Below are 14707 nucleotides of genomic sequence, written 5' to 3' on the forward strand. Positions count from 1 at the left end.
TGTCTTAACGTACATCTATTTCCAATCAGGGGACTCCCGGTTGGATTCAATAGGGTTCCAAGGAAAATGGTAAATAGTATCGACTGATTATTTTAAAAAGCCAGAATAAGAACTCGCGTCGAAAACCGCAAACCCAAAGCTTTTTAATTTAAGGATATATTTTCTTGTCTTTTGCTCAGGACAAGAACATATATCTTTTCTTTGTTTATGGGCAAAAACATGTATTCAGGTGCCGGTGAGCAAGACGATGGATATGAAGCGAAGAGAGTGGGGGTTAAAAAAAGAAAAGAACGTTCCGGCCGAAACTTAATAGAGCGGCAGATAAGGATTATTAAAACCTAGAAATCAAAAAAAGAACCTGGACAGTTTTGCCGGATTCTTTGATATTGCATATATAAAGACACAATGATATAATCAGATCACGCCTGTGTCAAGGGTTCTGGACATAATTATGTTATCTTACACTTTAATTGTAGCATGCTGATAAACCCTTGTCAAATGCTTTTTTCTCAATTTAATGGTTAGGAGAGATGTTGAATGAGTTCTTTGGTTCTTGGTTTTCAAGAAATAGAAAAGACGCAGCTCTTGCTCGTTGGCGGAAAAGGATTAAATTTAGGGGAAATTTCAAAAATTGAAGGGATCCATGTACCAGAAGGATTTTGTGTTACTACAGTGGGATATCAACAAGCCGTCGAACAAAACGAAATGTATCAGTCTTTGCTCAATCGACTAACCATGCTAAAAGTAGATGATCGAGATCAAATTGGTGAAATCAGCAGGAAGATAAGGCAAATCATTATGGAAGCAGAAATTCCTTCCGATGTTGTGAAAGCAGTGACTCACGGTCTCTCCCGGTTTGGCGAGGAACATGCTTACGCAGTGCGTTCAAGTGCGACTGCTGAAGATCTACCGCATGCCTCTTTTGCGGGTCAACAAGACACCTACTTAAATATCATTGGCGTCGATGCCATCTTGCAGCATATCAGTAAATGCTGGGCTTCCCTGTTTACGGATCGGGCGGTCATCTACCGTATGCAGAATGGATTCGACCACCGTCAAGTGTATTTATCCGTTATTGTTCAAAGGATGGTTTTCCCACAGGCCTCGGGAATTTTGTTTACCGCTGATCCAATGACCTCCAACCGAAAGTTGCTATCCATCGATGCCAGTTTTGGACTTGGAGAAGCACTGGTTTCTGGCTTGGTATCTGCCGATGGTTACAAAGTACGGGAAAAGGAAATCGTCGATAAAAGGATCGCAACCAAAACATTGGCAATTTATGGACGAAAAGAAGGCGGAACAGAGACAAAGCAGATCGATCCTGATCAGCAAAAGAATCAAACGCTGACGGACCAACAAATTTTACAACTGGCACGCATCGGAAAACAGATCGAAGCTTATTTTGGTTCCCCCCAAGACATCGAATGGTGTTTGGCCCATGATACATTTTATATCGTGCAGAGTCGTCCGATCACGACTTTATACCCGATCCCTGAAGCGGATGATCAGGAAAATCATGTCTATCTGTCTGTTGGTCATCAACAAATGATGACAGATCCCATAAAACCATTGGGATTGTCTTTTTACCTGTTAGTTACTGCTGCACCTATGCGTAAAGCCGGCGGGAGGTTGTTTGTTGATGTAGCGCCCAGGATGGCTACACCTGTCGGCCGGGAAGCTTTATTAAATACCATGGCATCCGATCCACTCATAAAAGGCGCACTTATGACGATCATAGAGCGAGATTTTATAAAATTGTTACCTAATGATCACACATCACCGAATCGGAACAGAAGTAATACAGATATGCCGGCACATTTCGAGAATGACCCGACAATCGTTTCCGATTTGATGAAGCTTAGTCAAACATCGATCAAAGAGTTAAAACAAAACATCCAAGCGAAATCGGGATCGGATTTGCTTGATTTTATTCTGGAAGATATTCAGGAATTAAAGAAGATCCTATTTAATCCCCGAAGTACAAGTGTATTTATGGCTGCTATGAATGCCTCAGCATGGATCAATGAAAAGATGAACGAGTGGTTAGGAGAAAAAAACGCAGCCGATACGCTTTCTCAATCTGTACCCAATAATATTACTTCGGAAATGGGCCTGGCCTTATTGGATGTCGCGGACGTAATCCGTCCTTATCCGGAGGTCATTGATTATTTGCAGCATGCAAAAGAAGAAAACTTTCTGGATGAACTCCCTAAATTTGAAGGCGGGCAGGAAACCCAAGACGCGATTTTTGCTTATCTGGGCGAATACGGCATGAGATGTGCAGGAGAAATCGATATTACCAGAACCCGCTGGAGCGAAAAACCAATGACGCTTGTCCCGTTGATTCTGGGTAACATTAAAAACTTTGAGCCTCGAGAAAGCCATCGGAAATTCGAGCAAGGACGCAAGGAAGCATTGGAAAAAGAACAAGAGTTAATCGATCGATTGAAGCAATTACCGGATGGTGAACAAAAGGCTACAGAAACTAAACGAATGATCGATCTCATCCGGAATTTCATCGGATATAGAGAGTATCCAAAATACGGTTATGTTAGCCGCTACTTCGTTTATAAGCAGGCTTTACTGAAGGAAGCCGAACGACTTGTACAAGCGGGCGTTATTCATGATAAAGAAGATATTTACTATCTCACATTCGAAGAACTTCTCGAGGTCGTTCGTACGCATAAACTGGATGACCAAATCATCTGCAAACGAAAAGATGAATACAAAATCTATGACAGACTGACTCCACCGCGCGTGATCACGTCGGATGGCGAAATCATTGTAGGCGAGTACAAACGGGAAAATATCCCGGCTGAAGCTATTGCTGGACTGCCGGTATCTTCGGGAGTGGTCGAGGGACGAGCACGCGTCATTTTGAATATGGAAGAGGCTGCTCTGGAAGATGGAGATATATTAGTCACTCCCTTTACGGATCCTGGCTGGACACCATTATTTGTATCCTTAAAAGGTCTAGTCACCGAAGTTGGCGGACTTATGACCCATGGAGCCGTAATCGCGCGTGAATATGGCTTACCAGCCGTTGTCGGCGTAGAGGGTGCTACGAAACGGATCAAGGATGGTCAACGAATTCGCGTGAATGGCACAGAAGGGTATATCGAAATATTGAATTAAACTTTACACCTATTCATTTATATGCTAGATTAACTCAATAATAAATTCGACAAAGGGGGGTGTAAGCGATGTTAACTGTTTTTAGAATTCTGTATGGAAAAAACGTGAAATTTGGCGATGATTTCGCGGACAAAGGGAGTAGTCTGTCCTTTTTTATGCGGAACCACCATACAAAAAACAGTTATCGGAGCTTTGCCTCTACGGCGAATACATGACAGAGAAATGACTCAGAATCCTTGATCATTTTAGTCGTGATTCTCGTTCTAAAGCTCAGCACCGATATTACTATCGGTGCTTTTTTTGCGGTTCATCTTCAGGATAGACCACTCCTTCTATATACTCCCGTAAACTAGAGAGTCTTATGGAAGGATGGAAAACATGCAACTCAAACAAGACAATAAATATAGAAGAATAAAGGCATTCTTGAAAGAGCATCATTACCCCGATTTTAGGATGAAACAAATATTGAATGCCATTTTTCATGAGAGAATCGAATTATTCAACGACATCACCGTACTTCCCAAACGGTTAAGAGAAATGCTAGCCATGAAATTTGGAACGTCTATTTTAGATATCGAGCCTTTAATGGAACAGCATTCCGAGCAAGTCACTAAAGTTTTGTTTGGGATATCGGGAAAAGAAAGAATAGAGACAGTAAATATGAAATATAAAGCCGGGTGGGAATCATTTTGCGTCTCTTCCCAGTGCGGATGTCATTTCGGATGTACATTTTGCGCGACAGGCGACATTGGATTAAAAAGGAATTTGACCTCGGATGAAATGACCGACCAAATCCTTCATTTTTACTTGAAAGGGCATTCCATGGACAGTATTTCTTTTATGGGAATGGGGGAAGCGTTAGCCAATGTCCAAGTTTTCGATGCCTTAAACGTGCTCACGGACCCTGCGATGTTTGCTTTAAGTCCTCGGAGGATCTCGATTTCAACGATTGGGATTATACCGAGCATTAAAAAAATGACTCTCCATTATCCGCAAGTCCATTTGACGTTTTCGTTGCATTCTCCTTTTCACGAACAGCGAAGTAAGCTCATGCCGATTAATGATAAGTATCCATTATTCGATGTCATGGACGCATTAGATGAGCATATACGAGTCACATCCAGAAAGGTTTATATTGCTTATATTATGTTACCCGGCGTGAATGATTCAATGGATCATGCCAAAGAAGTAGCGCATTTATTGAAGGGTCGATACAGAGAAGGACGACTATACCATGTGAATTTAATCCGCTATAACCCAACAGTGCGTTCCCCGTTAAGGTTTGATGAAACGAATGAGGACCGAGTGATTAATTTTTACAAAACATTACAATCATCAGGCATTCATGTGACCGTTAGAAGTCAATTCGGCATTGATATCGATGCTGCTTGCGGTCAGCTATATGGAAATTATTCAGAGGATTGAATTGTTCGCCTGTAACAGAAAGGAGTGAAAGAAATGAGTAGTTCAGATACTGTGGTGACACATGTAATGCTCCGTATAAGTCGTTAATATCCATCAAGCTTATACGGAGAAGCAAAAATCGATGGATGTGCCGACTTTGTATGAAAGAAACCAGCGAGATATACAAAGGAGGAATCATCATGTCAATGATTCAAGTTCAAGACTTAACGTTTTCCTATCCATCCAGCTTTGACAACATTTTCGAAGGCGTGAGCTTTCATATCGATACAAATTGGAAACTTGGTTTTATCGGTAGAAACGGACGTGGCAAGACGACATTTTTGAATCTACTATTAGGGAATTATGAGTACAGCGGGAAAATCGTTTCTTCGGTCGAATTCAATTTTTTCCCTTATCCGGTGTCGGATATAAATAAGTACACGTATGAAATCCTTGAGGAAATATGTCCCCAAGCTGAAGATTGGGAATTTCTTCGAGAAATCTCCTATTTAGAAGTTGATGCCGAGGTCATGTACCGGCCATTTAAAACGCTCTCCAATGGAGAACAAACCAAAGTACTGCTTGCCGCATTATTTTTGAATGAAGGCCAATTCCTATTAATCGACGAGCCTACCAACCATTTGGACACCAGTGCGCGAAAGATCGTCTCGGATTATTTAAAGAAGAAAAAAGGGTTTATTCTAATTTCGCATGACAGGAACTTTTTGGATGGATGCGTCGACCATATTTTGTCGATCAATAGAGCGAATATTGAAGTCCAAAGCGGGAACTATTCTTCCTGGAAGCTAAATTTCGATAGACAGCAGGAACATGAGGAGGCAACGAATCAGCGTCTGCAAAAAGACATCGGGAGATTAAAGCAATCCTCCAAGCGTTCATCGGATTGGTCCCATCAGGTGGAAGCCTCCAAAAACGGGACGACGAATTCAGGTTCGAAATTGGATAAGGGCTTCGTTGGGCATAAAGCGGCCAAGATGATGAAAAGGGCAAAGAACATTGAATCAAGGCAGCAAAAGGCGATTGAGGAAAAGTCCAAACTGCTCAAAAACGTGGAAAAAACCGAAGCATTGGCTTTAGAAGCATTGGATTTTCAGTCAAAAGAATGGGTTGTTATAGATGACGTGTCTGTTCAATACGATGGCCAAATCGTGAATAAACCCATCAGCTTTACCGTTGAGCAAGGGGATCGAATCGTACTGGACGGAAAGAACGGGAGCGGGAAAAGCAGCATTCTCAAGCTAATCCTGGGACAATCGTTACAGTATACAGGCACGATGAAATTAGCTTCCGGGCTCGTCATTTCCTATGTTCAGCAGGATACTTCCCATTTGAAGGGCATGTTATCGGATTTTATTGAAGAGCATGAGATCAATGAACCGTTATTCAAATCGATCCTGCGGAAGATGGATTTTGACCGAATCCAGTTTGAGAAAGACATCTCACATTATTCTGGCGGACAAAAGAAAAAACTGCTGATAGCCAAAAGTTTATGCGAACAAGCGCATGTATATATTTGGGACGAACCGTTAAATTTTATCGATCTTTATTCGCGCATGCAGATCGAGGAACTGATTCAAACATTTAATCCCACCATGGTTTTCGTTGAACATGATCAGGCTTTTCAACAAACCGTTGCAACCAAAACGATATCGATGTAGGCCCGAATGCACCTCGAAAGAGGTGCATTTTTATCGTATCTGATTACAGCCGAATTTAATATTATGATGCTACATGCTTCCGCCAAGATTGGAGGACAAGAATGCGTATTGGTTAACCGTAATTAAAATATGTTAACCTTCTTGGCACATCGAGTGACCAATATCTATTTAAGAGCCTTCTTTAAGAGATCTGTAACCTTGCCTACAGCATCATCGGATAACATGAGCATAAAATTGTCGTACGACATCCTGGCAGACTCGGAAGAATAAGCGTACATCTTGCTTTCATAGGCTTCAATCGCTCTGTTAAGCTCGTCATAGTGGCGATCAACCGAACAAGCCAGTTCAGCGGCATCTCGCATCGCCAGATTGACTCCGTCCCCGGCAGGAGGGGCCAAATGCGCCGCGTCTCCGATCAGCGTAACACCCGGTTTACTGACCCATCGAAGCCCGATTGGCAGCGTATAAATACGTCTGGAGGTGACAGCCCCATCGGCACAACGAATATAATCTTTCAGCGGCTCCGCCCAATCGTCGAAGTAGGTCAGCAGCTGCTCTTTTGCCTTCTCGGGCCGATCAAACGATATTCCGCTAGTATCCAGCCACTCACGGTCTGCTCTGAAAGATAAGCCAACTCTGATGTGACCATCTCCATTGAGTTGACCGCTGATGGATTTATGATCGCCAAGACTGAACATGCTGCCCCGCGAGTTAAAGGCAGCCAATTCAGGGTGCTCGGCAGTGTCGATACGGAGATCCACTCGACTAATACCCGTGTATTCCGCCACGGCTTCCGTAAGCAAAGGGCGAATGCGCGAGAAGGCTCCGTCCGCTCCGACGACAAGATCCACGATGTCGGTATGCCCGTTGTTAAAGCGTAATTCGTGTTTGCCGTCATAGAGAGGCAGCGCTTCGACCAGTTGATAGCCGTAACGGATGCATCCGGGATCCAATGCGTTGAGCAGAAGTCCGCATAGGATGCCCCGATCGATTTCCGGGCGGCTTCCTGGGACATCGACGTTCGCCACGTTATTTATATGGAGCTGACCGTGCTTATCGTAAAGGCGCATATCTTGACCTTCATACCTGGCCATCGCCCGAAATGGTTTGAGTAAACCTGCTTCTTGAAGCGCGAGCTGACCGGATTCTTCATGAATGTCCAACGAGCCGCCCCGCTGCGCGTTTGTATCGTTCGTTTCGCGCTCATAAATTGTGGAACGAATACCCTTTTTTTGAAGAATGAGCGCGAGCATTAATCCGCCCGGCCCCCCGCCGATAATCGCAATACGTTGTTCCTTCGCTGCCATATATCTCATCTCCCTAAAATCATATTATATCGGTATCATAGCCGACTTGTATGAACTGAAGATGAACGAAGAAACGGAAACATGCTCTCGGTATTTGAACGAACTCGGACCGCTTCATCGATTGCCAGAGACCCGCTTAATGATTAAGGTTATGGGATAAAAATCCGTATTTTTGGAGGGAATATATTTATGAATCAACGTTTTTGAATTACGAGATGCGAAAGCACCATGCCCGTAGAAGGAGATTTCTTTATGTGGAACCATGGGGAAGCCCTTATTCCGTAATCAAAAAAAAGCCTTTGGATACGATCCAAAGGCTTTTGTATTAACATGATTATTTTATTCGAGACCTTATTCAACATCATAAACAATCATAAAGAAAAAGTCTATACTTTTGGGTGGATATTTTTTACTATTATGTAGCCGGCAAAACCTTAAAAAGGAGTTTTTGTACTTATGGATATTTATTGTCACCTCGATAAAGTTGATTTACAGGATTATGCTCAGAAGGTATTTGGTGCCGGTTATGTTGTGGATCATGTATCGAACATGCATGGCGGAGCGCAAAAGGTGGTCTATAAAATCGAATTCAGCAATGGATTCTCCTGCGTTTTGTATGTATGGGATCTTACTATGAATTATTTTCAAGAAGAAATCGCTGCTGATAACATTCATGAAAAATCCTATGGAAGCGACCTTTTTGCAATGAATAGCAAATATTTAACCGAACATGGCATTCGAACGCCCGCTCTGTATGATCTGAATACGGAAAGAAACCTGTATCCTTTTGATTACGCGCTGGTTGAGTATATAGATGGGCATAAAGCTGAGGCCTATTTCCATCATTCCGATTTACGAGTTCAAGATAAGGTATTTCAACAGCTGGGGGAAATGCTTGTTAGCATGCATACCACAGAAAGACATTTCTATGGAAAAGCGAATCAAAGTGGAATGACCTCAGGGAATTGTCATCACTTGCAAATGGAAAATGCAAAAGTTCAGTTAGCCTATGCTTCCCAACATATAGATAGCATCAGAGAACACCAAAGCAAATTACTCGATACGTTATATGAACTTGAATCTAGAATCAAACCTAGAACACGATATGGGTTTATTCACGGGGAACTCGGGCCTGACCATGTTTTGGTTAATGACCGACTTGAACCTTATTTGATCGATATTGAAGGGGCAATGTTTTTTGATATTGAGCATGAACACAGTTTTTTAGAGTTTAGGTTCGGAGATTTTTATCGATATCTAAAGAACGATACGCTCGATCCTTACAGGATGTTGTTTTATCGGTATCACCACCATATTTCGTTAACCTCGGGTGGTTTGAAGCTGCTTCATAGAGGATTTCCAGATCAACAGTTTGCGAGTCAGCTGGCCGTTCATCATTCCCAATGCGCATTACGATTTATTGAAGAAGGTTTGTAAGTGAAATGATCGTTATTATCGTTGTATGGCCGCGTAAATCGCGGCTTTTTTTCACTGTATAAGGGGACAGCCTCGGGCTTTTACTTGACCGTGTGACTGCTCCAAAAAAGACAGCTTGGGGTTTAACCGGGACTGCTTATGGGAAATATAAGCTTAATCTGTCTTGCAAACATTCCTGGACTTCTGCCGGCATCTCCCTGACCTTGATATCCCCACCCAGGAAAAGCAGCCAATTGGTTATTTCGGTCATTTCTTCGGAGGTATTGACATTGATAAAAGTCTTTAAAATGGCAGTAGTTTGGTAAGGATTCGTATAGGATATGGATACTTTTAAAGGATGATATTTTCTGAACTGGGCAATCGCCCTTGGACCAAGTTCAAGAACAAGATTGATGACTTCTTCCTGTTTTCGCAGTTGTTCTAAGATCTTTTTCTTGCTTACTCTTATTTTTTCAGTGTAAGGCTCTACTTGGGTGAGATCATCGACAGGAAATATCCTTCTTTTTTCTTCCTTCAAATCAAAGCCTTCGATCAACCAGACGCTTTTTTCGCGATAAAGATGCAGGAGATATAGGGGATAAGACTTTAATTCCTTCACTTCTTCGGTGGAAACCAATACATAGCTGTCTAACAGAATGATTTGAATGAGTTTCTCCAACATCGGATGGGGAAGGTCCGACAAGTCGAGCAGATCGGGATTACTCGGGTTAGTCCCTTCAAAGAGCAACATTTGATTCAACAGAACCAGGTCATCTTGCTGGTTTTCCGAGATAAGCCCCAGCAATTTCTCAGCTAACGACTGGCGACTCTTCAGATAAGGGAGCTGTTGATTTCTTGTGGCCATAAAGGCAATAAACAGAGCTTTTATCTCGTTATCGGTAAAGCGTACCGTGGGCAGGATCGAGTTGTTCATGACAAAATAACCACCATCCCTGCCAACTTCAGCAACGAGCGGCATCCCCATGGCTTCGATTTCACGGATATCTCGAATAGCCGTCGAACGAGAAATATTGAACTCCCGCATGATTTCAGAAATAGTAAAGTGGGCGCGGTTGTTGATATAGCGCATAATGATATTAATCCGTTCAACTTTTTTCATGCGAGCCCCCTAAACAGTATCACCTTTTGACATGGTTTAAGGTTATTATAAACCTATCAAGTGAAAAGACAAATCATTTGATTAATTTAAAAAAAGGAAGGTTTTGAATATGACATCATATACATTGGAAGAAAAGGACAGCTTTATCGTTTTAGGAATTGGAACGGAGCTCAAGAGCCATTACACAGATTTTGTCGGCATTAACAAAGAAAAGGCAGAATTTTGGTCGGCCGTCGAAGAAGATGGGACGCTGGACAAGTTAAAATCCGTCGCTACGAATGACTATATTTTTGCCGTGAACGAAGCAGTGAATAATAAGATGATGTATTATGCTGGCGTCATGACAGAGGCATCGGTGCCTGAAGCAACGAGAATGATCCAATTTCCTAAGGGGGAATACATCGTTGTTAAAGGAGAAGCGAATTCGTCTGAGGAGCTCAGCAATCAACTTGCCGGCATTGCCTTTGGCCAGGTCTTGCCGGAAGTAAATGAAGTTGCCTATGTCGGCGGGCCGAATACATCGGTTGAGATGGGGCAGCGAGACGACGTTGTATTTGGCGAAATGTGGATTCCTGTTGTTAGGAAATAACGAGATAAATGAATGCTTCCGATGCGAGTTTTGCTCGAAGCCGGTTCTATGATGCAAAGCTCGCAAAACTAAGCCAATGCTTCCGATGCGAGTTTTGCTCGAAGCCGGTTCTATGATGCAAAGCTCGCAAAACTAAGCCAGTGCTTCCGATGCGAGTTCTGCTCGAAGACAGTTCTATAATGCAAAGCTCGCAAAACTAAGCCAATGCTTCCGATGCGAGTTTTGCTCGAAGCCAGTTCTATAATGCAAAGCTCGCAAAACTTTTAGGAGGAATCGAAATGTCATATATCGTTGACTTTAAAAATGTGTCTACGGTTGGAGTGGAATCTTCGCCTGTAGCCGAAACGCTTGCTGGGTTGCGCGCGAATGAAGCGCGTTACTTTATGAACAAATACAAGCATGAGTTTACGGTCGTACCCGCCAGCGAAAGTCAGGATACCCTTGATTATGTGAATCGAATTTTGAAAGAGGAACGTGATATCGAGTTTGCGGCCAAGCCTTTGGAAACATCCCGTTTTCAAGTGGAAAACATCCGTTTTGCCTATGTTTTTTATGAAGATGGTCTTGGACTCAATGTCATGTATACGGTTGATGACCCGAAGAAGCGGGCTGTTGGTTTTAAGCTTTCAGAGGGAATGGAGGTACCGGAGGAGTTAGAAGGGAAGTTTAAGTTTGCCAGGCAGAAGTCTAAATTGGCTGGAACCATCCGGGGATCATTTTTTGTCATTAAAGGTGAATATTAAAGGTTTACTTTCATTATCCATAAAGGAAAAAAAGAGCAGCGAAACGTCGCAGCTCTTTTTTTGTTGTTATTTCATGATTTGAGGGACACGAAAGGTCTTGCCAATAACCCATGGCAGCTATGCGTTTCATAAACTAATCGAACAAGTCTCCGAACATATCCATGACACTTTTTTTCTTTTTCTTGTGAGGCGAATGGCCTTGATCAGGGTACTGCTGTTGAGGTGGATAATACTGCCCTGAAGGCTGGTCTTCCTTCTTTGCTCCATATTTACTGGGGGAATCCCCGTAGTACCATTCATTGTAATCCTGGCGAACATCCCTGACGTCTTGCATCAGCTTGTCCAGCTCACCCCGATCGAGCCATACCCCTTTGCATGAGGGGCAAATGTCGATAAGAAAACAGTAATACGGCACAAATGCACACTGGGTTTCCTTTTTTTAGCACCCTCACCGGTTGGCATTCCCTTGGCCGGCCGTAGCTGCTATACTTGCGCTGTTTACACTGGCCTTAACCTGGATGGCGGCGATGCCGGTCTCCCAAACCGGTGGATGGCGCAGGCGCTTTTAAAGGCTCTCCGATGGCAGAATAAGATAGGAGGGCCTTAGAGATGCTTTATTAATCAGTAATTCAAAAGGCGTCCGTTGTCATCCCAATTGCCATACAATTTATTTTGCCTGGTGTTTGTTATAAACTTATCTAATCTTTTCTTAAATAACTCTGGTTGATTTATATTGCTTTGTATTGTGTCGATTCGAATTCTTTTATAAAGATCTGGAAATCGAACGAAATTCTGATATACATCTGATTCTTCTTTCAGCCTCAGCTCAATAATAGGATCAATTTTAAATGACTCGTAACTCAGGTCAGGGAGCACTTTTCTACCTGCTTCTGTCATTAATCCCAATTTTTCAAGACGACGGGCCCGTTCTTTATTTAATTCAGTCCATGAACTTTTTTTGGATCTAGGAGACAGCCTTTGGGCTAGCTCGGTCTCTGAAATTTTCTTTTTTATTCCATCAATCCAACCAAAACATAAGGCTTCTTCGACAGCGTCCAGATATAGCAACGTACCTGGTGTCAACTTCATACTCACGACAACCCAACAAGATTTTTCAGTCTCATAATGTTCCCGGAACCAATACCTCAATTCGCTGTTCGACTTTGCTGGAAACAGTTCGTTGATTTCCATGAATGTCACTCATTCTCCTTTCTGTTTTGGCTACAAACGAGAACAAGTGGCAACGCTAAATGTCCGTTGCCACTTGTCCCTTATTCATATGGCCTGCAGCTTTAATTACCTAAAACGAAAAGCCGCTCCTTGGAATCAATTACTACTATTGGTTTGAAACTAAACGATCAAGGAACTTCTCAGCGTCACGATTAAACTTCCATACAATACCGAATTTATCAACCAACATGCCGAAGCAGGAAGACCAAGGCATTTCTGATAACGGCATGATAACATAGCCACCTGCAGACAAATTTGAGAAATAATTCTCCAATGTCTGTTTATCATCAATAACGATACTAATCAGTATATTGTTGCCTTTAACCAACTCACCCGTTACCTTCTTCATTGAAGGGAGAATATCCGACATCATTATTTTGCCACCAGCAAATTCTAACGAGGACTCCATAACCATATTCAACTCATTTTCTGACAAAGGGTAGTTTGGATCTTGTGGAAAATCCTTGAATTTCACTTTTTTGACCTTACTTGAACTCAGAGCTTCTGAATAAAAATCAATGACCTGCTCTGTATTCCCATCAAAGTTTAAATATGCAATAACTGACATGAAAAAACCTCCTTCTTGTAATACATGAAGTATAAGCTATAATAGGTGACAGCTATATTGTCACCTATTATAGCTTTGTAAAATTTATTTTTTACCTAAGAGGAAAAGCCGGGAGAGATAATATGGAGAAAATCGAGAGATTAATATCTATCGTAATGATCTTACTGCAAAAGAATGTGGTTTCAACAACCGAGTTCTCACAATTATTTAATGTGTCTAAAAGAACGATTCTACGTGATATGGAAACTCTCAGTCTTACAAATATACCTATTTATTCTATCAATGGAGTTTACGGCGGCTATGGGATTATGGATGAATACAAATTAGACAAACGACTTTTAAGCAGTAAAGACATAGAAAATATCTTAACGGCACTGGGCGGATTGGGACAAATTCTATTTAGTGATGAAGTAGAACTAACTCTTAAAAAAATTGAATCGATGATAGAATCAGCATCCAGGAAAGGCTCAATTCACCTGTCATTTTATGATTGGGATGGTCGCACTGAGATTGTTCAAATCTTAAAGACATGTCAGGAAGCAATCGTGCAAGGAAGGTTACTTACCTTTGATTATATAGATCAAAGCGGACTGAAGACGAATAGAATGGTCGAGCCATACCAGCTTCATTTTAGTGAAATGAGTTGGTATTTGAAGGGGTTTTGCTTAAATCGAATGGGATATCGAACTTTTAAATTGTCCAGAACGGATAATCTTAATATCGATACCAAAACATTTGTTCCTAGAGATTTTTTGACTGAACATAAAGCTGAACAACATTATCAACCGAAATTAATTACAATTAAAGCATTGATCTCACACAGCATAAAAGATCACTTTATTGAAAGATACGGTCAAAAAAGGATTGAAGCCTATAATTCTGAATTTCTAATAGCTACAATAGATGTACCGCAAAACAATATCGGATTCCAGTTTCTAGCAGGTTTTGGAGCGAATTTAGTAATCATAGAGCCTAAAACGTATGTTGAAGATTTTCGAGAGTTTCTAAATGTCATGATAAAGAAATATACCTAAAGAACCCCAGAATTCCGCAGGTACAGGTCAAATTGTAAAGCTACATACCTCACAAGGCCATCATTATGAAGGCCTTTTTATTTATTACATAAAAATCCATATTGTCACATGACAAAATGATGACAGCAATCACTACTCGGCAATTTATATATTCTCTATAATAGAAACAATTAAGGTTAATGTTTTAATAGACGAATATAAAACCTTTAACAAGTTATTTAATAAGCATGGTGTTCTCAATCGTACATAGCAGTGATGGGGGGAATCTTTACACGAGTGATGGCGCCTTGATAAATTTTGACTATCTGGTTTAAACAGCTTAACCCCAAGGAAAGCGAGTTGGAACAAACGGTAACGAATCAAGTTACGTACACACGGCTTTAGTTTTTTTACTGCAAAATACATTAATCGTTGGCATTCCGTTCTGGATACAGCGTAGTATCTTTGATCTTATCGTAAAACTTGGCCGTAAAAGAGGAATT

General features: G+C 41.6%; 12 protein-coding genes and 1 pseudogene. 7 read left to right on the forward strand and 6 right to left on the reverse strand.

Features of this window, described 5'->3' with window-relative positions:
* The first annotated feature begins 537 nt into the window (after positions 1–537).
* The 3 genes from ppsA (at position 538) to E6W40_RS10680 (ending at position 6218) form a co-directional block, all read left to right on the forward strand.
* Positions 538–3135: a phosphoenolpyruvate synthase gene (ppsA, locus tag E6W40_RS10670; protein WP_136605451.1), complete on the forward strand. Its 2598-nt coding sequence runs from the start codon at positions 538–540 to the stop codon at positions 3133–3135.
* Between the two features lie 378 nt (positions 3136–3513).
* Positions 3514–4560, forward strand: a complete 1047-nt coding sequence (locus E6W40_RS10675) for a Cfr family 23S rRNA (adenine(2503)-C(8))-methyltransferase (RefSeq protein WP_136605452.1) — start codon at positions 3514–3516, stop codon at positions 4558–4560.
* A gap of 179 nt (positions 4561–4739) precedes the next feature.
* Positions 4740–6218, forward strand: a complete 1479-nt coding sequence (locus E6W40_RS10680) for an Lsa family ABC-F type ribosomal protection protein (RefSeq protein WP_136605453.1) — start codon at positions 4740–4742, stop codon at positions 6216–6218.
* Positions 6219–6382: 164 nt separating this feature from the next.
* On the opposite strand, the gene E6W40_RS10685 is transcribed toward E6W40_RS10680, so the two are convergent.
* On the reverse strand, positions 6383–7534 hold the full coding sequence (locus E6W40_RS10685; protein ID WP_136605454.1) for an FAD-dependent oxidoreductase: 1152 nt from the start codon (positions 7532–7534) through the stop codon (positions 6383–6385).
* Positions 7535–7981: 447 nt separating this feature from the next.
* Between E6W40_RS10685 and E6W40_RS10690 the strand changes: the two genes are divergently transcribed.
* Positions 7982–8962 carry a phosphotransferase gene (locus tag E6W40_RS10690; RefSeq protein ID WP_136605455.1) on the forward strand — a complete coding sequence of 327 codons (981 nt, stop codon included), beginning with the start codon at positions 7982–7984 and terminating at the stop codon, positions 8960–8962.
* A gap of 136 nt (positions 8963–9098) precedes the next feature.
* Here E6W40_RS10690 and E6W40_RS10695 read toward each other — a convergent pair whose 3' ends face one another.
* Positions 9099–10061, reverse strand: a complete 963-nt coding sequence (locus E6W40_RS10695; protein ID WP_136605456.1) for a helix-turn-helix transcriptional regulator — start codon at positions 10059–10061, stop codon at positions 9099–9101.
* A gap of 109 nt (positions 10062–10170) precedes the next feature.
* Between E6W40_RS10695 and E6W40_RS10700 the strand changes: the two genes are divergently transcribed.
* Together E6W40_RS10700 and E6W40_RS10705 are read left to right on the forward strand one after the other, a co-directional pair.
* Positions 10171–10650 (forward strand): GyrI-like domain-containing protein, encoded by a 480-nt coding sequence (locus E6W40_RS10700; protein ID WP_136605457.1) that lies wholly within the window; start codon positions 10171–10173, stop codon positions 10648–10650.
* Between the two features lie 278 nt (positions 10651–10928).
* Positions 10929–11393, forward strand: a complete 465-nt coding sequence (locus E6W40_RS10705; protein ID WP_136605458.1) for a phage tail protein — start codon at positions 10929–10931, stop codon at positions 11391–11393.
* 133 nt (positions 11394–11526) lie between these two features.
* Here E6W40_RS10705 and E6W40_RS10710 read toward each other — a convergent pair whose 3' ends face one another.
* The 4 genes and pseudogenes from E6W40_RS10710 to E6W40_RS10720 form a co-directional block, all read right to left on the reverse strand.
* Positions 11527–11727, reverse strand: a complete 201-nt coding sequence (locus tag E6W40_RS10710; protein ID WP_342774710.1) for a hypothetical protein — start codon at positions 11725–11727, stop codon at positions 11527–11529.
* A 27-nt stretch (positions 11728–11754) separates the two neighbouring features.
* Positions 11755–11808 (reverse strand): annotated as a pseudogene (locus E6W40_RS30350) (hypothetical protein); the annotation flags it as partial.
* A 206-nt stretch (positions 11809–12014) separates the two neighbouring features.
* On the reverse strand, positions 12015–12584 hold the full coding sequence (locus E6W40_RS10715) for a YdeI/OmpD-associated family protein (protein ID WP_136605460.1): 570 nt from the start codon (positions 12582–12584) through the stop codon (positions 12015–12017).
* Between the two features lie 145 nt (positions 12585–12729).
* On the reverse strand, positions 12730–13191 hold the full coding sequence (locus tag E6W40_RS10720) for a VOC family protein (protein ID WP_136605461.1): 462 nt from the start codon (positions 13189–13191) through the stop codon (positions 12730–12732).
* Positions 13192–13313: 122 nt separating this feature from the next.
* Here E6W40_RS10720 and E6W40_RS10725 point away from each other — a divergent pair, with 122 nt between their 5' ends.
* Positions 13314–14225, forward strand: a complete 912-nt coding sequence (locus E6W40_RS10725; RefSeq protein WP_136605462.1) for a helix-turn-helix transcriptional regulator — start codon at positions 13314–13316, stop codon at positions 14223–14225.
* Positions 14226–14707 lie beyond the last annotated feature (482 nt).

Origin of the sequence: Paenibacillus dokdonensis (assembly GCF_004916975.1) — a bacterium.
In the GTDB taxonomy this organism is placed as follows: domain Bacteria; phylum Bacillota; class Bacilli; order Paenibacillales; family Paenibacillaceae; genus Paenibacillus_AQ; species Paenibacillus_AQ dokdonensis.